Source organism: Paenibacillus terricola, from assembly GCF_014779765.1.
Taxonomy (GTDB): Bacteria; Bacillota; Bacilli; order Paenibacillales; family Paenibacillaceae; genus Paenibacillus_T; species Paenibacillus_T terricola.
The window spans coordinates 324,273-346,119 of sequence record NZ_JACXZA010000002.1 but is presented as its reverse complement, the minus strand read 5'-3'; the positions used below and the strand labels follow the sequence as shown (position 1 = coordinate 346,119).

The window sequence follows — 21,847 nt, the reverse complement described above, 5'->3', positions numbered from 1 at the left end:
CCGCACACTCCAATCGCACGTGTCCACCTGTCACCGCCCATTGTAGAGACATTCGATTAGCTGCATCATTTTCTACACACATCCCTCCTTGAGGAGGGGCTCCAGAAGGACTTAAGCTCTTGGTTAAGTTGAATGTTATGCCCGTACTTGCCGCTTCCAGCGGCAAAGCTTTTGTACGAGTGATTAGATACGGTCTATCGTCTGCAAACATTGTTCGTTATTTGCACTTGTCACCGCCCACTGGAGATACATTCGATTAGCCACATCATTTTTTTACCAACCACCCTCCCAATAGAGAGGCGCTGGGAGTCTCATGCCTGCTGTAAAGAGCCCTAGAGACGCTATGTTCCACGAATTAACCATCTCTGTATTGTAATGAACTCCGGTAACGCTATTGGGTCATATTATAGCGAACAGACGTGAAAAATCGTGATATAAGGACGTCTTATTTCCTTAAAATTCTGGTGTGTAGTTTATCTGCAAATAACGTCTACTTGGTTCGTTAGAGCAGCGGCAACAATAAATAAAGTGCCGCATCCCATCGCTGGAATGCGGCACTTTATGGTCATGATTATGGTTGTAGTAGTGATTGAAGCGATTTGTGGAGCTCCGTTAGCTCGCTCAGGTTGCTGCCGTCTTGAAGGGATGCGAGCAGACCGTCTGCATAAGCGCGGGATTCCTCGCCGAGCTTGGTGCTGATTGCTGCTGCTGCCTCGCGGAGACGATCTTCGTAGATCGCGTTCCATTTTGCTGCTGCTCGATCGGACCAGCTGCGCAGTGGATCGGCCAGCATCGCTTCTATGTCCGTACGCATCGCTGCCTTGCCGTCGCCTTCGAAGAATTGACGCGGCGACTTGAAGCGGCTCCAGAACCATTTGGCTTCGACTTGGCCTGCTTCCCAACTGCTGCCGACATTGTCTGCCGTCCACTCCGTGCGGGCAAAGGCAGACGCTTCGAAGCCTGTTAGCAACTCAGCCAGCTCTGACGTTACACGTTCGTATCTTTCTTTCATAAGCGCATTCAGCGCATTATCCATACGCAGGGTCGTCGCTTCCAGCTCTTGCGCCAATTCGACGGCAAGCTGACGATCGAGCTCCAGCCATGACGTCCAGATCGCTTTCTTCAGATCGCGGCCGTCATCGCGCAGCGTCGACGGATTGAAGGCATTGTTGTAAAACTCGCCGAAACGAAGTCCGATCCGTTGCAAAACATAGAACAACAGCTCCTCGAGCTCGCGTTTCAACCGATCATACTGCAGATCAGCAAGCTCATTTACCGATCGAGCAACTGCAGATGCACGTTCAGTCTGAACGAGCAGCTTCTCACGCTGCTCAGCACGTTCTGCGGCACTGCCTCGAGCGGAATCAATCCAACCCGCTACTTGCGTGCCTGTACGTGCAATGTCTCGATCAGCAGATTCAACCGCCATGCGGCCCAGGTCGTCGCGAATGAATGTCGTAAACGATTGTTCGAATGCAGCAACACCGGACTGCTGTAACGCTGCTTCATCGCCGTCCTGCTTCGCATCAAGCGCTTGAAGGCTCGATACTGGGTAAAGACGAGGGAATCGAATCCCATGCTGAAGCAGGTTATCAGAGACGTGCTTGAGCACGCCCTCCAGCTCTTCCTGGGACGACGCGAGATCCGCAGCGTTTACTAGGAAGAACATTTTATCAAGCTCGAATTGATCCTTCACACGACCAAGCTGCATCAGGAACTGACGGTCAGCCTGTGAGAAGGCATGGTTATAGTAGGTCACGAACAATACTGCATCGGCGTTCTTAATATAGTTGAACGCGACGCCAGTATGACGCGCATTGACTGAGTCGGCCCCTGGCGTATCTACTAGCACAATGCCGGCGTCCGTTAGCGGGCAGCTGTAGTGCAGCTCGATCTCAGCTACGAAGCAGGAACGGGATTCTTCTGCCACGAAACGGCGATATTCGGTCTCGTCAACAGACAGCACTTGGTCAAGACTAGCTGAATGGCTGCTCCACCCTTGCTCCGCTGCTTTCAAGAAGCTGTAATGCGGACGTCCGCCTGCCTGCACCGCTTCTGGTCGCAGCGCTGCGATACGGCGCATCAATCCTGGCTCATCTGTAGGCAGATCCGTCTCGCCAAGAAGGGCGAGCGAATAACGAAGGTCGTCGAGCATGCCGTCCTTCGATTTCATGACAACGCGCGCGCTGCCATGTGGCTGCGAATCCGTTGGCGGCACGATCCGGTTGATCGCTGCCGTTGTCGGGTTCGGCGACACAGGCAGTGCGGAAGCGCCAATGAGCGCGTTCGCGAGCGATGATTTGCCGGCGCTGAATGCACCGAACAGCGCGATCGTGAACCGGCTGCTCTGCAGCCGGTCAGCCTTCTCGCGCATCGCGCGAGCAGCGGCGCCGAGCGTTGAGTGCGGCGCCAGCAGCGCAGCAGCGCTGCGCAGGCGCGCCGCCGCTTGGCGCTGCGGCGCAAAAGCGTCGCCGCCGGCTAGCGCAGCTGCCGGCGCAGCGGCCGCGCGAGGCGCGGCTGGCGCTGCGGCAGAGCCGCGCGCTTCGGCGCTCGCGGCGCGGCCCGCTGCGGCGGGCTGCTGCGAAGCAGCAGCAGCGCTTGGCGCGGCTGCGCGTGCGTCGCCGCGCGGCAGTGCCGTCGGCGCTGGCAGCACAGGCGCCGAAGGCTGATGCGGCAGCAGCGCCGCTTGAGCAGCCGCATCAGCCGCGAGCCGCTGCGCGAGCGCCTCAAGCTTCGCGAGCGCTGCCGCGCGCGAGCTCAGCGCATGAAGCTCCGCTTCTGCTTCCTTCACCGCTGCCCCATTGTTCGCAGCGATGAAGGCAGCGAACTCATCGATCAGCGGCATGGCCAGCTGGCGATACACCGACTTTACATCCGCGGCAACATCGCGGCTGTACGTCATCGTATACTCGTTGCCAAACGATGCACCTTTATTCACCCGCTCCGTCAGCCATTCACCTGTTGGCGACCATACGATTTGTTTCAGATACGCTGTAATCTGATCATCGGATAGACCTGCCCGTTCTGCTGCCTTCCGCAGCAGCTCCGTCAGATGCCACTCAATTGCGGATTTCACAACTGATTCAAACTCACTGCGAAATTGCTCCTGTCGCCGTTCCTTCTCCGCAGCCGTCTTCGCGCCTGCAAACAGCAGACCCGCCTTAAAGCCCGGTTTGCAGCTCTCGAGAAACTGGTGCGCAATATCACGCAGCGCAGCAGGCGTAATAATAGCGCCGTCGAGAAGCGATTGCACATCCTTACGCATGGCAAGGCGCTCTTGCTCCGCTTGACCGTTCAAAGCAGCGAGTTTGTCTTCAAGCGCTCGCAGCGTTCCCTTCACCTCGGCAGCTGCATCTTCGCCGCCTGCTTCTTCGAGGTAACGAAGTCGTTCCGGCTCCGCCAACTCCTCTTGCCTCTTCGCATGTACGTTGACCAGATGGCGCAGCGAAGCCGACACGCTCCAATCCGCCAGCTCTCCGCGAACGGATGCAAGCTTGCGAAGCAAGTCTTTGAGCGATTCATATTCATTGTGCGGATGGTTCGGTTCACGGCTTGTGACATACAGAATGCCTGCAGGCTCCAAATGCCAGTTGGCAAACGCCTGCTCGACGCTCGTACGGTATTCATCGAACGACAATTCACGCTCCCGATGCTTATCGATCTGGTTTACAACCAGATAGAGCGGCTTGCCCCAATCCTTCAATTCCTTGGCAAAAGAGAAGTTGATCTCCGATTGAACATGGTTGTAGTCCATTACATAGAAAACGACATCGGCGAGATGAAGTGCCGATTCCGTAGCTTGCTTATGCGCATCATCCGTTGAGTCAATGCCTGGTGTATCCAGTAGCATCATATCGTCGCTCAACAGGTCCGAAGGATATACAATGTCGACCGTCATATAACGGGCGCCATCAATGCAATATTTATTTAAGTGCTCCAGCTCCGACGTAGGAAGCTCTACCGTTTCATGACGGCCATCTAAGGTCATCTGTTCGATTCTAACGGCAGCACGTGGTCCGCCTTGAATCGTAACAACGTTAGCACTGGTTGGAATAGGACTGGATGGCAGCAGCTGCGCGCCGCACAATCGGTTAACAAGCGTCGACTTCCCTGCCGAGAAGTGACCGCAGAATGCAACGGCCAGCTTACCGTTCGCTCGTTTATCCGCCAGTTGCTTCAGCTTGCCTGCTGTCTCGCTATCGCCGGTCTTCACCATTTTGCCCTCTAAAATTTCAATTGCTTCTGCCCAAACGCTTTCTCTTGTTTCTGTTAAACGGCTCATCATCGGTTTCTCCCACTTTCCTCTCTCTAACGCCCGGCGCAACCTGCAATCGCCTCACGCTTCCCCTATCCGCATCTCTATGTCATATACATACGCATTCAACTCATGACGAGACTCCGCGATAATGACACTACGATGAACTCTTCTTCGTCTTCGCTGCCGTGCTTCTTGTAACAGTCGTTTTCCTCGCTTTGGTTGAGGTCGGTTTCATACGGCGAGCACCTTCCTTACAAATATCAAGCAGCGGGCAAATCTCGCACTTCGGCTGCTGTGCCTTACAATGATAGCGCCCAAAGAAAATAAGCGTATGATGCGTCTGCGTCCACATCTCACGCGGCACCAGCTTCATCAGCTTCTTCTCTACCTCAAGAACGGAATCATCTTCCTTTGCAACCCCAAGCCGCTTCGAAACACGCTCCACATGGGTATCTACCGCAATAGCCGGTACGCCAAACGCATTCGATACGACGACGTTCGCTGTCTTGCGTCCTACGCCAGGAAGTTCTGTCAGCTGTGCATGCTCGCGCGGCACATCGCCGCCATATTTGTCAATCACGAGCTGGCACAGTTTCTGGATGTTCGACGCCTTGCTTCGGAACAATCCGATTCGTTTAATATCCTGTTCAAGTTCTTCAAGCGGAACGGCCAGATAGTCTTCTGGGCGCCTATACTTCTGGAACAGCGACTCCGTCACTTTGTTAACCGTCTCATCCGTACATTGTGCAGACAACAGAACCGCGATCGTCAGTTCGAACGGATTGCTATGACGAAGCTCGCAATGCGCGTCTGGAAACATCGCGTAAGTTGCTTCTAATATGCGCTGCATTCGTTCCTTCCCTGTCATTGCCCTCTCTCCCCAAAAACACACTATTAGTCAAAAGTGTAGCGAAAAATGTCACGTCATGCAACCATAACAGTAAAACCAAAAGACCTCTGGAAGAATCCGATACATCGGTTTCTTCCAGAGGTCTTGCTGTTTAGAACAATTAACGTTTCTCGATTTCGATCAGTTTATCCTCATAATAGTAGAAGATAAGGCTGTCGTCATCTTTAAGCGATGTCGGCGAAATACCCGATCCGCCAGACGTCAACGGAACGCCTGCTAGCGAGAACTTATAATTCGTATCATTGATATTAGCTCGTTTGGTCTGAATCGTGTTTGTTGCAGAATCATATTTGAAGAACTTCTTCTCGACGCTTGAGAGCACCGTCACTTGCACTTTGCCTTGCGTATCCTTACGCACTTCAACGCGGTCGCCAGCCTGAACTGCTGAATAAGATGCCGACGAAGAGCCATTGCGAATAATGGAATAGCCAGTGCCAAGAGGTACATTAACGGTGCGTCCCGAGTAATCAACAAGTGCTACTTGTGAAGCATCCACACTCTTGACCGCACCTACGCTTACGGTAACACGCTGAAGATTAGATAGCGTGCTGCCTACGAAGGATACGTTGACGACGTTGCCCGCCGAAAGGCTGCCGAGAGAGATTTTCACCCCGTTCTCGTCCACCAGTTCCGCGTTGCTGGCATTGATTTCGATAGCGGAGTTATTTCCTTCGCGAACCGTAATTCGATTCGTTGAAGTATTTACACTCACAACCTTCATTTGCAGATAGCGGTGAATATAAATTCCGCCGACTTTGTCCTGTGTTTGATTCATCGTCGCTGTGATCGTTGCGCCCGATTGAACATCGGACAAAGCGCTGCTTGCCTTGCCAAATTGTTCAACATACGGCGTCTGCAACGGCAGGGTCATCAATGTGCCGTTCATGGAAATCGTCAGCTTCTGATTCGTCGAATCAACCGAAACGACAGTGCCGGTATACTTAAATGCAAGCTGAATTTTTACAATGGTGTCGCCTGTATAGCTGATCGTAATTTTGCGACCTTTAGCCAACAACCCGCTGGACACTGCTGAATCGATCGTAAATGCTAATCCGTTCATATCAATCTGGCTGTTTGCTCTTAGATAAAGCGTCCGCAGCTTGCCATTGCCATCGACAACGTTCAATGCTTTGTAGTCAGCATCGTAGTTGCGAATTTCTACGCCGACAGCCAGTTCAACTTTACGGCTCAATACCGAAATCTTCGTAATTTGATCCGATGCATTGATCGTCAATTCAATCTGATCGCTGTCTTGCAGATCCTCGAGCGTTGCTGTAGGCATGCCCTCGATATTGATAACCGTCGCATCTGTTATCGGCTTCGTAATGTATTTCTTGTCTTTCAAATAAGTGATCGTCTTCTTATCCGAACTGTAGAAAATACCGGACTCTACCTTAGCGGAGTTCGTAACTTCAACGACCAATCGAACGATGGCATCGTTCTTCACCTCGTACGAAATCTGGTCGCCTGCTTTCACGGCAGCCAGGGAATCAAGAAGCGTGTTGCCGCTCAGCAGAAGCGCGTCGGGCGATACGTTCCATGTCTCGGAAGCGCCATTCGAATTAATGGTAATCGCAGAAGCACCTACGGACTGCACCGTTCCAGTGCCTGTTTTACTTTGCGGCGCGCTTGCAACTTGAACCGAAATCGCTATTGGGGATGAACGGAATTTATCACGCGTAATCTTAACGGTTGCATCCTTCGTCAGTGCCGATACATCCAATACATTACCTTGTCCGTCAACCACTTGTAGCGAATCGTCGTAACGAATTTCAACAGGTTCGTCATTCACCCAAATCCACAGTTTGTGCGTCGATGGAATGATGCGATCAAACGTGCCGTTGATCGTCTCCACTTGTTGTTCCGTGCCTAGCAGTTCAACATATTGTGCTGCACCGTCTTTTATAATTACCGATACGCGTGCATATGAAATCATATTCGCTGCATTCGACAATTGCTCTTGATCGAACCGAGCAAATACTGTACTTGCGCTCGTTGTATACGTCTTCTCGCCATCAGAGGTATATAGACCTAGCTTACCATCCTTTAGCGATGTCAGAATGCCTTCTGTCTGCCCTGCATAGTTGACGGGATATTGGCCTTCCGCTAAGCTAAGCAGCTTCGCCATCATCGCACGCGTGACAGCGCCCGCAGGATCGAACTTATTGTTCGCAACCCCATTCATGAGCTTGAGCGATACCGCTTCATTAATGTAACCGGCGTAGCCTTCACCTACTGCAGTAGCATCATCAAACGGAATCTTCTGATTCCCCAGTGCCAATGCCTCAGCATTCTTGCCAATCGCCTTCACGGTAAGCTTCGTTACCCACTCCCTGGAAGCTTTCGCGCTGCCCCAGTCCTTGCCTTCCTTATCTGCAATAGCGAACTGTTCCTTCTGATCGATAAGACCCTTCTCGAATGCCAGTACAACATACGGAATGAAATAGTTATCAACATGGAATGAGGTTGGAAATACAACCGCTTCCTTACGATTCAATTGGCCTTCCAATCCGGCAAAACGAATCGCCATAACGATTGCTTCTTGGCGTGTCACGCTGTCTGATGGACGGAACAAACCGTTATTGCCGACGATAATGCCTTGACTTGCCAGCTTGGAGATATGCTTCTCTGCCCAGTGTGCAGGTGCAACGTCGGAGAACGGCGTTGCAGAAGCAGCTGTTACGGCTGCGCCTGTAGCCGCTGCACTTGAGGTTGTATCGTATGGCACCGCAGCTGCGGATGCAGTACCGCCAGCCGTCAGCGACAATGCTAGCAGCCATGCAGCTGCTTTATAGGATTTGGGATGATAAATCATTTACGATAGCCTCCTCGAATAGTAAACATGTCGCTCCTACTTGAAATCCAAGAACGTATAAACCTTCATGCTTAGGCTTGAATTATTCCGACAAAAAACGAACTGCGCCGTTCAGAGAACGGCGACAGTCGTTTCACCTTGATCAATCGAATTACTTCACGAATGGATGCGGCAGCTCTTCATGTCCCATCAGCGTGTCAACGGCTTCGCCGTCTTCAAGCACATCAATCGATTGGACATCGTCGAATTGGAACAACGTCTGTTTCAACGCTTGTAGAGCCAACATCTCACCTGGTGCTCCAAGACGTGCGCCTTCCGGCAAATGAACGTCTATTGTGACAGCCCCATCCTTCACGGATGACGATAGAAACTGTGCCTTGCTCCATAGTGACAACGCATCGATGCTGCCGTCCGTTTGCAGTGCCGAAAGAGCGGCCGCAATCTTCTGATCTGGCGAATCATATTCAATTTCACGATTAAGCTCGACAAGCGTAGTCAAATCCTGATCGGAATAATAAATATGTATCGATTGCTTAGTTTTCTCCGATGAGGATGGTTGCTCCGACTGGTCGCCAGCTGCCGACACGTTCGTATCCGTATTGGCATTGGCTTGCGGTGATTTATCCTTCGTACCGCATCCGGTGGCAGCAGTTACAAGTGCCGCTGAGAGCAGCAGCAGTCCGATCGTTGTACGTAGTTGACGCATCATGCTCACCTCATTTTTATTGAAGCTTCAACTGTTCCTTAAGACCGGAAACAATTGCTGCAGCAATTCGTGACTGAACGGCACTATCGAATAGCGCTTTAGAATCTGTCGCATTAGTCAAGTAGCCGGATTCGAGCAGAATAGCAGGCATCGTCGTTTCACGGATTACTTTGAAATCGCCGAACCGTACACCGTTGTCCTTGAGACCTGTTGCTTTCACCAAATACTTGTGCATAATTTGTGCGAACGGCTTCGAGTCTGCCCGATTGTAATACGTCTCCGTTCCATTCGTTGCAGCTGTAAAGCTGTTAGCATGAACCGAGATAAAAGCATCCGCCTTCAGTTTATTCGCAATATCTACCCGATCCTGCAAGGTTGGATACGTATCGCCCGTACGCGTATATGTCACTTGAATGCGTTTCTCCTTGTCGAGCAGATCCTTCACTTTCAGAACAATGCTAAGGTTAAATGTCTTCTCGAGCAGCCCGCTTGCGGTGCTCGCACCTGGGTCTTTACCGCCGTGTCCGGCATCGATAACGACCTTATACACTTTGTCTCCCGAACCTGTGTCAGGCGTTGAAGGCGTCGTAGGTGTTGTTGTTTCGGGTGGTACTACCGCAGGGTCGAATACATCTACTTGGATGCGTCCATTCTGCTGCGATACGTTATAAGACGAGGCAGCCTTCAGATCAAGCACGACGCGCAGCGTCGTTGGGCTATCTGGTCCGACAGCATAACGGATCTTCGTAAGCGATGGATGTGAATCAACTACAACCTGTCCCGGAACTAACGTCGATGCGAATGCCGAGTTCGGCAAGTCAATGACGATTCGATCAGGACCCGTAAGTGTAAACGCTTTATTCGGTGTAATGGTTCCATCGTAATCGATCAATACGCTTGCAATACCATCGAACTGCACCGTTTTCAAGAAGCCTTGGACATTGGATGGCACAGACGTGTTCGGGTTCGTATTGTTGTTATTCGAGCCTTCCGACGAATTTCCTGTATTGGAATCACCATTTCCTGAAGAAGATTCCGAACCTGAGGAGCCATCACTGCCAGAATTACTACCATTGTTGTTGCCGTTACTGCCATTTCCCGTACTTCCGCTTCCAGTGGAAGAATCGGCTGGCTTGTACAAATGTACCGCTTTGGTCGGGTTGTCGTAATACACTTGAAGCCCGAGACTCTCTGCGACGAAACGAATTGGCACCATTGTGACTTTGTTAATAATGGTTGCGGCAGCATCCAATTGTACGACGTTGCCATTCACATTGGCCGAGCGGCTGTCTACGATCAATGTAATAAGCGTAGAAGCATCTGAAATATCAACTCGTTTGTCTGACTGCTTCCAACCAACGTCATAACCTAAACCTTCAGCAACTATCCTTACTGGCACAAGCGTCGATTGACCAACAATTCGGGGTTCCTCTTGCGATTCCAACAATTTGCCGTTCAAGTAGAGCTTCGGCGTGACGGAAGCTGCTTGTCCGATCGCTGGGAACAGCGAGAAGAAGAGCGACAGCAACATGATGACGACAACTAGCTTTCTCATCTTTCACCTCTAAAACAGAATATGGATTGCCCGCAACGAATTACGTCGAGTAGACGCGCAATTCGTCTATTACAGACGAAAGATTAGACGCGCACTATCGGAAAAAGTTGCGTATAAAGGATAAATGTTGCGAAGTTTTTCGCGGAAAAGAGGGGCTTCGCCCCTTCTATCCCCTAAATTTCTACATATCTAGTTTCTTAGAGATCAAAAAACACCAAGCTTTCTAAAAATTCAAGATTTCTACCCACCCAAACCCTCCCTGCAAGGGAGGGCCCCAAAGGTCGTGTGACCTCTGGACTCCTCACAAGGACGCAGCTTTGACTACTTTGGAACGTGCGCCCGCACTTGCCGCGCCTGCGCGGCAAAGCTAATTGCCCGCTGTATCTAGGTACGATCAACCGACCGCACACTTCATTTGCACATGTCCACCTGTCACCGCCCATTGATGGTACTAAGACGGTACAGGGCATTGCCCCTATGGACACCGTTGACTTCTACCAGTTGTAGGATTCCAAGGGTTTCGCCCTTGGGAGCTCTTTTTTATTATCTCCCCACCTAAACCCGAGGAGAAAATAAAAGCGCTCTATGACTGCCTTACGACAGTCATAGAGCGCTTATGATTGGAATGATAATTTCAGATGAAGAGACAATTGCAGAACACAAACGTAATGTTGGACATCCTACTGAAGCTTCAATTGCTCTTTAATACCAGCAACAATCGCAGCGGCAATACGATTCTGGACGGCATTATCGAACAGAGCTTTCACGTCGTTTTCATTCGACATGTAACCATTTTCGAGCAAAATGGCAGGCATCGTTGTCTCTCGGATCACTTGAAAATCACCGAAACGAACGCCATTGTCCTTTAATCCCGTTGCTTCAACCAAATGCTTATGCATAATTTGCGCAAATGGCTTCGAATCGCTGCGGTTGTAATATGTCTCCGTACCGTTCGTTGCAGGTGATGTAAAGCTGTTGGCATGAATGGATACAAAAGCATCCGCTTTTATGTTATTCGCCATATTAACCCGTTCCTTCCGGGTCGGATAAGTATCGTCCGTTCGCGTGTATGTAACCTGAATGCGTTTTTCTTTGTCGAGCAATTCTTTCATCTTGAGCACAATGCTCAGGTTGAACGTCTTCTCGTACAGTCCACTAGCGGAAGATGTGCCCGGGTCAGTGCCTCCATGCCCTGCGTCTATGACGACTTTATACAGTTTGTCCCCTGAAACTGTGCTAGTATCCAATGGCAGCGTCTCTGGCAGCACGACAGAAGGGTCAAATACATCAACTTGAATACGTCCACTCTGCTCCGATACCGTGTAGCTCGAAGCTGCCTTCAGATCGAATACAATACGCAGAGTTGTTGAACTATCTGGTCCAACTGCATAACGAATCTTGGTAAGTGTTGGGTGTGAATCAACGACAACTTCTCCTGGGGTCAAACTAGATGCGAATGCCGAGCTCGGCAGATCAAGTACAATACGATCCGGCGAAGTTAACGTAAACGATTTGATACCTGCAATCGTTCCTTCATAATCAATTAAGACACTCGATGAACCATCGAATTGAACCGCTTTCAGCAAACCCGCTGCATTGGTTGGAAATTTTGTTGTATTCGGACTCGTACTATTATTTTTCGAACTTTCGGACGAATACTCTGCGTTTGAGCTACCTGATCCGTCAGAAGAAGGATCAGACCCTATGGAGCCCCCACTGCCAGAACTGCTCCCTGTACCTTTGCCGACGGCGCCCGTCGTACTGCCTGTTACGACGCTATCAAGCGTTGAATCCGCGTGTTTATACAGATGAACTGCCTTCGTCGGTTTATCGTAGTACACTTGAAGCCCGAGGCTCTCCGCAACGAATCGAATCGGTACCATTGTAACTTTGTTAATGATCATTGCTGCAGCATCAAGCTGCACAACGGTGCCATTCACACTTGCCGACCGGCTATCGACTGTTAACGTGATTTGGGTTGAATCATCTTGGATACTGATTTGTTTGATGGATTGGCTCCATCCAACGTTATAACCTAGTCCTTCTGCAACTACCCTAACAGGCACAAGCGTCGACTTGTCAACAATTTGGGGATCCTCTTTCGATTCCAATAATTTGCCGTTCAAGTAGAGCTTCGGCGTGACGGACGCTGCTTGTCCGATCGCTGGGAACAACGAGAAGAAGAGCGACAGCAACATGATAACGACCACTAGCTTTCTCATCTTTCACCTCTATTAAAGAATATGGAGGATTGCTCGCAACGAATCTCGTCGAGTAGACGCGCAATTCGTCTATTACAGACGAAAGATTAGACGTGCCCAATCGGAAAATGTTGCGCATAAAGAAAAAAATGGGCCAGGCCCCTTTTATCCCTTATTATTTTATTTCTACCTAAGATGGATCTCTAAGAATATAAACCTTTTAGAGTACAAGCTATCTAACCTTAAAGCGTTCTACCCACCCAAACCCTCCCTGCAAGGGAGGGCCCCATGGGACTCCCGTCCCCTGGACCCCGGAATGGGCGTGGGATTGACGTAAGAGCGGGTAAGTTACTGCGTGCTTGGGGTCGCGTACCCCTGTGGGGCACAGCTTTTGTTCGAGCTTTTTTTTGCAAGTACATACAAAGATAAGATTGGATAACAAAAAAAGCTCTGTAACTGCCTTAGGCAATTACAGAGCTTTCTATTTAGACAGGTTAGGCGATTAAGCCGTTTGACCTGCGCGTTTTGCTTCGAAAGCGGAGATTTTGTCTTCATGCTGAAGCGTCAGGCCGATATCGTCCAGACCTTGCAGCAGGAATTGACGGCGATGCTCGTCGAGCTCGAATGCGATGGATAGGCCATACTCGTCGGAGAGTACTTTGTTCTCCAGATCGACGTTCAGCTTGTAGCCATCATGCTTAGCCGTACGTTGGAACAGATCTTCTACTTGTGCTTCGCTAAGCTTGATCGGCAGGATGCCGTTCTTGAAGCAGTTGTTGTAGAAAATATCAGCATACGATGGTGCGATGATAACTTTGTAACCGTAGTCCAGAATCGCCCAAGGCGCATGCTCACGGGAGGAGCCGCAGCCGAAGTTAGCGCGGGAGATCAGAACCGATGCACCTTCATAACGAGCTTTGTTAGGCTCGAAGTCAGGGTTTACATCACCGTTCTCGAAGAAACGCCATTCGAAGAACAAGAATTGGCCGAAGCCGCTGCGCTCGATACGTTTCAGGAATTGTTTAGGAATGATTGCGTCTGTATCGACGTTTACGCGGTCAACCGGTGCGACGATACCTGTATGTTTAACAAAAGCTTCCATGTTATATCGTTCTCCTCTCTTAGGCGATTAGTTCGCAACTTCCGTCTTCAGCTTCCAGTCGCGTACGTCCGTGAAGCGACCCATAACTGCAGCTGCTGCAGCCATTGCCGGGGAAACGAGGTGCGTACGACCGCCGCGGCCTTGACGGCCTTCGAAGTTACGGTTCGACGTCGAAGCGCAGCGTTGGCCTGGCTTCAGAACGTCCGGGTTCATCGCGAGGCACATCGAGCAGCCAGCTTCACGCCATTCGAAACCTGCTTCTACGAAGATCTTATCAAGACCTTCCTTCTCTGCCTGCAGTTTAACGCGGCCCGAGCCTGGAACAACGATTGCCGTTACACGGTCGCTAACTTTGTAGCCTTTCGCCACTTCCGCAGCAGCGCGAAGGTCTTCAATGCGTCCGTTCGTGCAAGAACCGATGAAGACGTAATCGATCTCGATTTCGCTCATTGGCGTACCTGGTTTCAGTGCCATATATTCAAGCGCCGCTTCAGCAGCTTTGCGCTCATTCTCTGTTGCCATCTCAGCTGGGTTAGGAACAACGGATGTGATGTCCGTACCCATGCCTGGGCTCGTGCCCCATGTTACTTGCGGAATCAGCGAGTCAACATCGAATTCAACAACCGTATCGAACGTTGCGCCTTCATCCGTACGAAGCTGCGACCATTCTGCCACTGCACGGTCGAATGCTTCGCCTTGCGGTACGTATTCACGGCCACGCAGGTATTCGAACGTCGTTTCATCCGGTGCGATCAGACCAGCGCGAGCGCCTGCCTCGATCGACATGTTACAAACCGTCATACGCTCTTCCATCGTAAGCGAGCGGATTGCTTCGCCCGTGTACTCAAGAACATAGCCCGTTGCGAAGTCTGTACCGTATTGAGCGATTACGCCGAGGATCAAGTCCTTCGCCGTTACGCCTGGTTTGCGGGATCCGTTGAAACGGATTTCCATCGTTTTCGCTTTGGATTGCTGCAAGCATTGCGTAGCCATGACGTGTTCAACTTCGCTTGTGCCGATACCGAAAGCGAGTGCGCCGAACGCGCCGTGCGTCGACGTATGGCTGTCACCGCACACGATTGTGTAGCCTGGGTGAGTCAGACCGATTTCAGGTCCCATTACGTGAACAACGCCTTGGTCGATATTGTTCAGGTCGAACAGTTTAACGCCGAAGTCTGCGCAGTTCTGCGTCAGCGTATCGATTTGCTGTTTGGAGATTGGATCCGTGATATTAAAGCGATCTTTCGTAGGAACGTTATGGTCCATCGTTGCGAATGTACGCTCAGGACGACGTACTTTACGACCCGACATGCGCAGACCTTCGAACGCTTGCGGCGACGTTACTTCGTGAACCAAGTGCAAGTCGATGTAAAGAATGCTCGGCTTGCCTTCTTCCGAATGAATCACGTGGTTATCCCAAATTTTCTCAAACATTGTTCTTTTCTTAGTCATCGCGTTTCACCCCGTAATTGTCTATTTCTCATAATTGGATAAAGCAAAATAGTGCTTTAAATTAGTTTAACAATAGCATGTTCTTATTCATTGATCCAAGATATAATATCTATAAAAGCTATAGGTTATAACTATTATGACATTGCATATAGCGCTCTTTCAGGGATAAGCCGACATCTTACTTAGAATCGTTTTGTTCTTTCCTATAACAATTGGCAGCTCATCAATTATTTGCAGTTACCTAACCGTTCGAAAGGATGTTTCAGTCGATGGAATTACGTCAGCTTCAATATGTCATTCAAATTGCAAAAGAGAAAAATTTCTCCCGCGCTGCGGAGAAACTCCATATCGCCCAACCTTCACTCAGCCAGCAGCTGTCCAAACTTGAGAAGGAAATCGGCGTTCTTCTGTTCCGTCGGACGACTAACTCCGTCGAATTGACACATGCAGGCGCTGTGTTCGTCCATAAAGCGCAGACCATTCTTGATGCATCTGAACAGCTGAAGCAAGAGATGGAAGATATGGCGCATATGCGCAAAGGCCGCCTTGTCGTTGGCAGTCTGCCAATTACAGGATCGCACATCCTCCCTCTCGTACTGCCCGTGTTCGGCACGCAGTACCCGGAGATCGAGGTGGTGCTCATTGAAGATACTTCTGCCAAGCTGGAACAGTTAACCGCAAGCGGTGAGACGGACATCAGTCTGCTATCGTTACCGCTGTTCGACACATCGCTCGCTTGGGAGCCACTTATAGAGGAAGAGATTTGTTTGGCGCTCCCTCATCGCCATCCGCTTGCTAATCACACGGGCCAGATTCACCTCAAAGAACTTGAGAATGAGTCGTTCATCGTTCTGAAGAAAGGTCAAGGGTTCCGTCAGATTACGATTGATCTGTGCGAGCAAGCCGGCTTCGCACCGCGAATCGTGTTCGAGAGCAGTAACATTGAGACCGTGCAGTCGCTTGTCGCTGCGGGGATGGGCATTGCACTCGTGCCCAAAATGATCACTCGCGCGCCGCGCAGCGAATTTACGCCGCTCTACTTGTCGCTCGCCGACCCCGCCCCTTCCCGTACGCTAGTCATTGCGAGTCGGAAGGGCCGCTATTTGTCCCGTGCAGCAGAAGCGTTCATCCGAACGATGAAACGTACCGTCGACAAACATTACAATGGCTAGCCGGAATGCCCGGCTAGCCATCTTTTTGACCAAACAACTATTCGTAAAGCTTAGGACGGCGATCTTCGAAGATCGGAATCCGCTTACGCACTTCATCGACCAGCGCGAAGTCGATCTCGGCCGTCAGTATGCCTTCTTGATCGTCACTCTCCGCAATAACCTCGCCCCATGGATCGATAACCATCGAATGACCGAAGAACACCGTGTCGCCGCTTTGTCCGCAGCGATTGCATGCAATCACATACATCTGGTTCTCAATGGCACGTGCTTGGAGCAGTGTCCGCCAATGGTGAAGCCGCGGATTCGGCCATTCAGCGGGTACGAATACAGCTTTCGCTCCGGCAAGCGCGAGCTTGCGGAACAGCTCTGGGAATCGAATATCATAGCAGATCATCATGCCTGCAGGGGTGCCCTCAAGTGCCAACGTACCCATCTGAGAGCCAGGCTGAAGAAACTTCTCTTCATCCATGAGGCGGAATAGATGGATTTTGTCATAAGCGCCCAGCTCTTCCCCGCTGCGCCCGAACGCATGAATCGTGTTGAACACTCCGTCTTCCCGCTTCTCCGCAATGGAACCGCCAATCAGTAGAACCCCGTGCTCCTTCGCGAATGAAGCGAACTTCTCGCGCGTTCGAACTCCTTCCACATCTGCCAATTCATGAATGCGATCTAGTGCGTATCCGGTATTCCACATCTCGGGCAGCATAATAAGGTCGGGTTTATCTTCCGCTAAGACAGCTTTATTCAGCAGCTTCTCTGCCGTGACGAAATTGGCCTCTGGTTCCCCGATCTGAACGTCCATCTGGAGCAGAGCCAGCTTCAGTTTTGTATTTGACATGCTTGATCTTCCTTTGCGAACAGTTTGTATTTTCCTAATCATAACCCCTCATGGAACCGTGTCAAGACGGGAATGTTAACGTAGAACGGCGTACTACTATCGAAAGTTAAAGGAGACTGGACATGAGAAATCGTCTGTACCATCACTTCGCTGCCGTAGTAGCAGTTATGCTGCTGCTCGTCACTATGCTGAACCCAGCAGCAGCCCATGCTGCTGATGCCAAAGCGAAAGCACCGAGCCATCCCGTTCAAGTGTTCGATGTGAAAGCAGAGAAGGTCGTCAAGTCTGTCGATAACGACCGTCAGTATCAGAAATTCGCCCGCAGCTGGTTGAAGTCTGTTACGGGTTTCGCGCCGCAGCTTAAGTCGGATGACAGCTGTCTGTATGTATACCGCATACCGCTGAACAAACCGGCCAAAGTCAAGGTTTCGCAAACAGAGCTTGTCGTTCGTGAAGTGTTCCTGTTCAACTGTGCGAATAAACCGCCGCTTCTGCTTGTATTCGACGATCAGAGACGCCCGTATCTGCTGCAATTCAGCGCAGATATCGCACCTTTCGTTAAGAAGATCGGCATCCCTTCCTAATTGCAATATCCCGTCTTCCCTTCTGGCTTAAGCTTGTGGAAGGCGGTTTACATATCGAGCGGGCGCTGGCCCGCTCTTGTGCTGCCTGCAGCATTCTCGACACTCCCATCCGCATCGTGCTAAAGTATGGCATATATCGATCCGAATAGGTGGAGAGTGACGAAGCCGTGACCATGAATTCTAAACCTGTATCCATTCATCCCGCAGAGCGGATGGTTGGACTGCCGCAGCAGTTCTTCGCATCGCTTGTCGCTAAAGCAAATGCACAAACCGCCAAAGGACGGGACGTCATCAACTTAGGACAAGGAAATCCCGATCGCCCGACACCTTCCCATATTGTCGAGTCGCTCAAGACGGCAGCAGATAATCCGCAGTATCATCGATATCCCCCGTTTACCGGCTATCGTTTCCTTAAAGAGGCTGTAGCGCAGCGGTATGCCGATGATTATGGCGTTGAACTTGATCCTGATACAGAAGTAGCAATCCTGTTCGGCGGCAAAACCGGACTGATCGAAATTAGCCAATGCCTGCTTAATCCAGGTGACATTTGTCTTGTGCCTGATCCCGGATATCCCGATTACTGGTCAGGCGTGAAGCTGGCTGGCGGGAACATGTCGTTCATGCCGCTTCTTGAGCAGAACGGCTTCTTGCCAGATTATACGGCTATCCCTATTGAGGTTGCTGAACAAGCGAAGCTTATGTTCATTAATTATCCGAACAATCCGACTGGCGCTGTAGCTGATCTGACATTCTACGAATCGACCGTTCATTTCGCCCGTGAGCATAATATTGTGATTGCAAGCGACTTCGCTTACGGAGCAATTGGTTTCGATGGCCAGCGCCCTGTCAGCTTCCTGCAGGCAGAAGGCGCAAAAGAAGTTGGCATTGAATTCTATACCTTATCCAAATCGTACAACATGGCCGGCTGGCGCGTCGGCTTCGCACTTGGCAACCGAGAAATCGTCGGACTTATTAATTTGATTCAAGACCATTATTACTGCAGTCTGTTTGGCGGCATTCAAGAAGCAGCTGCAACAGCACTAACAGATTCGCAGACTTGCGTCGAGGAGCTTCGCGCGGAATACGAGCATCGCCGTGATGCCTTGTTCGAAGAACTTGATGCTATCGGCTGGAAAGCGACCAAACCTGGCGGCTCCTTCTTCTGCTGGCTGCCGGTGCCGAAGCCCTATACTTCATCTGAATTCGCTGATCTTGTTTTGGAACAAGCGGACATTGTCGTCGCACCTGGGATCGGCTTCGGCGAGCATGGCGAAGGTTACGTTCGCCTTGGACTTCTCGCCCCTGCTGAACGACTTCGTGAAGCGGTTCGGCGGATTGGCGCACTCGGTATTTTCCAAGCAGAATAAGTGGTACGGCTGAAGCCCGCTGGGGGCTCGCCTTTCTTTACACGCTACTGCAATCATGATATGCTGATTACATCGATTGAAAATACGGAACGTAATGACGGGACCAGTAAGTCATTTCCGCACCGCGCTCAGAGAGTAAATTCCGATAGGCTGCAAGAATTTACCGCGATGCTTGGCTGAATCCTACCCCCGAACGGCCGACGATGAGTCGGACAGTGCCTACTGTTACAAGGCATGAGCGGGACGACTCTCGCAACAGCGATTATTCATAATTGCCGTTGGCAGTCGTCAACAAAGGTGGTACCGCGGAAGCACAGACTTTCGTCCTTTATTAATAAGGATGGGAGTCTTTTTATTTTTCCGTTCTTTTTTCGAATACAATCGAATTACATACTTATCATTATTGTTACGGGAAGGGATCTTCATGGGAGAATGTATTGTAGTCAAAATCGGCAGCAGCTCGCTTACGTCAGATGAAGGCGGCCTGAACCGAAACAAACTTGATTTCTTTGTATCTGAACTATCATCGTTGAAGGATGCGGGCTATAGTGTCGTCCTTGTCACTTCAGGCGCAGTCGCTGCCGGATTCCGGGCGCTTGGGTTTACAAACCGCCCTAAGCTGCTTCACGAGAAGCAGGCTTCCGCTGCAGTTGGTCAAGCGCTGCTCATGCAGGCGTATCAAGAATCGTTCGGTCGCAGCGGCCATACAGCTGCACAGATTTTGCTGACGCGAATGGATTTCTCCAACCGCCGCCGCATCGAATGTGCGCTCATGACGATGGAAGAGCTGCTCCGTCAAGGCGCGATTCCAGTCATCAATGAGAATGACACCGTCGCTACCGAGGAACTGAAATTCGGCGATAATGACATGATCTCTGCACTCGTCGCGAATCTCGTGAAGGCTAAGCAGTTGATCATTCTCACCGACACTGACGGGCTATACACTGCTGATCCGCGCAAAGATAGCAACGCCTACCGAATTGAGCGCGTACCGCAAATTTCCGAAGACCTGATGCAGCTTGCAGGCGGATCCGGCTCTTCTGTCGGAACAGGCGGCATGCGATCCAAGCTTGAAGCAGCGCGCATCGCGATGCGCGGCGGCGTTCCCGCGTTCGTCGGACGTGCTGCCGAGCCCGGTGATCTTCGTCTTGCTGTGGACGGCATCGGTAAAGGCACTTACTTCGAGACAACGCTTGGCAACCTGCCAGTCAAGAAGCAGTGGCTTGGCTTCCACTCTATGCCGCTGGGCCGTATTATCGTTGATGCAGGCGCCGAAGATGCTCTTCGGATGGGCGGCAAAAGCTTGCTGCCAGCAGGCGTCGCAGAATTGTCCGGCGACTTCCATCACGGCGATGTCGTTGAAGTAACAGGACTGAGCGGCGATACCATCGGCCGCGGCATTGTGAACTATGATGCTTGGCAGCTCAAGGCAGTTGCCGGCATGAATTCGGATGAAGTGAAACGTCGCATCGAAGTAGCCCGTATAGAGGTCATTCACCGGGACGAATGGATAACACTGAAATAAACGTTGCTCATAATTGTTAAGGAGGAGTATGGACATGAGTGAAGTGAACACGATAAGTGAAGTACGCTCGAAAGCACAGCTTGCCAAAGGCGCTGCATCGGGCATGAACCGTCTGACGACGGCACAAAAAAATGAGGCGTTGCTAGCAATGGCGGACGCGCTGCTGACCGAGCAAGCGTCGATCATGGAAGCGAATGCGCGCGATCTGCAGCGCGGACGCGAGAATGGCACAAGCGAATCACTGCTGGACCGACTGGCATTGAACAGCTCCCGTATTGAAGCAATCGCGGAAGGACTACGTCAAATCGTAGAGCTGCCAGACCCAGTTGGCGATCTGCTCGAGACATTCGACCGTCCTAACGGCATGCACATCGAGAAGCGCCGCGTTCCGCTTGGCGTTATCGGTATGATCTATGAAGCGCGTCCGAATGTAACGGTCGATGCTGCAGGCCTTTGCCTCAAGACAGGCAACGCCGTTGTACTGCGCGGCGGATCCGCTGCACTGGATTCAAACCGCCGTATTGTCGAAGTGCTTCGCGAAGCGATTTCTCACACTGCAATGCCTGTTGAAGCACTCCAGATGATCGAAGATTCGAGACGCTCTTCTGTCGACGAAATGCTGAAGCTGAATGGACTGCTCGACGTAGTTATTCCACGTGGCGGCGCATCCCTCATCCAGAACGTCGTGCAGAATGCGACCGTACCTGTCATCGAGACTGGCGCCGGCATCTGCCACACCTTCGTCGATGAGTCGGCAAATGCTGAGATGGCTGCTAGAATCGCAGTTAATGCGAAGGCACAACGTCCATCCGTATGCAACTCGATGGAGACGTTGCTCGTACATAGCAGCTTCGCTTCGCACAGCCTGTCTGTTCTGACGGATGCGCTGAAAGCTGCCAATGTTGAGCTGCGCGGATGCGAACGGACACGCAAGCTGATCGCGGATGCGAATGCAGTGACTGAACAGGATTATGCAACAGAGTATAACGACTATATTCTCAACGTACGTATTGTCGATAGTCTCGATGAAGCATTGGCTCATATCGCTCGCTACGGAACGATGCATTCGGAGTGCATTGTTACGGAAAACACCGACAATGCAGAACGCTTCCTGGTAGATATCGACGCAGCCGCTGTTTATCACAATGTGTCCACCCGCTTCACCGACGGCTTCGAATTCGGCTTCGGAGCCGAGATCGGCATCAGTACGCAGAAGCTTCACGCACGCGGACCAATGGGCCTCCCTGCCCTTACTTCGACCAAGTACACGATTCGCGGCAATGGTCAGGTGCGCGGATAACTGAAGTTTGAATGTATTTCTAATGACTAATTAACGAAGGAATATCAGTTGGAAATGGAGGT

14 protein-coding genes are annotated in these 21,847 nt (G+C 51.1%); 5 read left to right on the top strand and 9 right to left on the bottom strand.

Features of this window, described 5'->3' with window-relative positions; genetic code table 11:
* Positions 1 to 571: 571 nt before the first annotated feature.
* The 8 genes from H8B09_RS08890 to leuC all read right to left on the bottom strand — a co-directional run bounded on the left by H8B09_RS08890 (position 572) and on the right by leuC (position 14,999).
* On the bottom strand, positions 572 to 4,285 hold the full coding sequence (locus H8B09_RS08890) for a dynamin family protein (RefSeq protein ID WP_224753419.1): 3,714 nt from the start codon (positions 4,283 to 4,285) through the stop codon (positions 572 to 574).
* Positions 4,286 to 4,412: 127 nt separating this feature from the next.
* The gene (gene nth / locus H8B09_RS08885) at positions 4,413 to 5,126 is read right to left on the bottom strand and encodes an endonuclease III (RefSeq protein WP_191203153.1); all 714 of its coding nucleotides are present in this window, start codon (positions 5,124 to 5,126) and stop codon (positions 4,413 to 4,415) included.
* Positions 5,127 to 5,268: 142 nt separating this feature from the next.
* Positions 5,269 to 7,983, bottom strand: coding sequence for an S-layer homology domain-containing protein (locus H8B09_RS08880; RefSeq protein ID WP_191203152.1), 2,715 nt, complete (start codon positions 7,981 to 7,983; stop codon positions 5,269 to 5,271).
* A 151-nt stretch (positions 7,984 to 8,134) separates the two neighbouring features.
* On the bottom strand, positions 8,135 to 8,692 hold the full coding sequence (locus H8B09_RS08875; RefSeq protein WP_224753418.1) for a GerMN domain-containing protein: 558 nt from the start codon (positions 8,690 to 8,692) through the stop codon (positions 8,135 to 8,137).
* 13 nt (positions 8,693 to 8,705) lie between these two features.
* Entirely contained in the window at positions 8,706 to 10,244 is a 1,539-nt protein-coding gene (locus tag H8B09_RS08870) for an N-acetylmuramoyl-L-alanine amidase family protein (RefSeq protein ID WP_191203150.1), read from the bottom strand.
* A gap of 680 nt (positions 10,245 to 10,924) precedes the next feature.
* The gene (locus tag H8B09_RS08865) at positions 10,925 to 12,466 is read right to left on the bottom strand and encodes an N-acetylmuramoyl-L-alanine amidase family protein (RefSeq protein ID WP_191203149.1); all 1,542 of its coding nucleotides are present in this window, start codon (positions 12,464 to 12,466) and stop codon (positions 10,925 to 10,927) included.
* Positions 12,467 to 12,947: 481 nt separating this feature from the next.
* The gene (gene leuD, locus H8B09_RS08860; protein WP_191203148.1) at positions 12,948 to 13,547 is read right to left on the bottom strand and encodes a 3-isopropylmalate dehydratase small subunit; all 600 of its coding nucleotides are present in this window, start codon (positions 13,545 to 13,547) and stop codon (positions 12,948 to 12,950) included.
* 27 nt (positions 13,548 to 13,574) lie between these two features.
* Complete coding sequence (leuC, locus tag H8B09_RS08855; protein ID WP_191203147.1) at positions 13,575 to 14,999, bottom strand: 3-isopropylmalate dehydratase large subunit; 1,425 nt, start codon at positions 14,997 to 14,999, stop codon at positions 13,575 to 13,577.
* Positions 15,000 to 15,268: 269 nt separating this feature from the next.
* Here leuC and H8B09_RS08850 point away from each other — a divergent pair, with 269 nt between their 5' ends.
* Complete coding sequence (locus H8B09_RS08850) at positions 15,269 to 16,171, top strand: LysR family transcriptional regulator (RefSeq protein WP_191203146.1); 903 nt, start codon at positions 15,269 to 15,271, stop codon at positions 16,169 to 16,171.
* Between the two features lie 37 nt (positions 16,172 to 16,208).
* Here the strand turns inward: H8B09_RS08850 and H8B09_RS08845 are convergent, their stop codons facing one another.
* The gene (locus tag H8B09_RS08845; protein ID WP_191203145.1) at positions 16,209 to 17,009 is read right to left on the bottom strand and encodes a carbon-nitrogen family hydrolase; all 801 of its coding nucleotides are present in this window, start codon (positions 17,007 to 17,009) and stop codon (positions 16,209 to 16,211) included.
* Between the two features lie 122 nt (positions 17,010 to 17,131).
* Here H8B09_RS08845 and H8B09_RS08840 point away from each other — a divergent pair, with 122 nt between their 5' ends.
* The 4 genes from H8B09_RS08840 (at position 17,132) to H8B09_RS08825 (ending at position 21,785) form a co-directional block, all read left to right on the top strand.
* Complete coding sequence (locus H8B09_RS08840) at positions 17,132 to 17,593, top strand: hypothetical protein (RefSeq protein WP_191203144.1); 462 nt, start codon at positions 17,132 to 17,134, stop codon at positions 17,591 to 17,593.
* Positions 17,594 to 17,766: 173 nt separating this feature from the next.
* Positions 17,767 to 18,960, top strand: coding sequence for a pyridoxal phosphate-dependent aminotransferase (locus H8B09_RS08835; protein WP_191203143.1), 1,194 nt, complete (start codon positions 17,767 to 17,769; stop codon positions 18,958 to 18,960).
* A 424-nt stretch (positions 18,961 to 19,384) separates the two neighbouring features.
* A complete protein-coding gene (gene proB / locus H8B09_RS08830) occupies positions 19,385 to 20,485 on the top strand; it encodes a glutamate 5-kinase (RefSeq protein WP_191203142.1) in 1,101 nt (366 codons plus the stop codon).
* 52 nt (positions 20,486 to 20,537) lie between these two features.
* The gene (locus tag H8B09_RS08825) at positions 20,538 to 21,785 is read left to right on the top strand and encodes a glutamate-5-semialdehyde dehydrogenase (RefSeq protein WP_191203771.1); all 1,248 of its coding nucleotides are present in this window, start codon (positions 20,538 to 20,540) and stop codon (positions 21,783 to 21,785) included.
* The last annotated feature ends 62 nt before the right edge of the window (positions 21,786 to 21,847 follow it).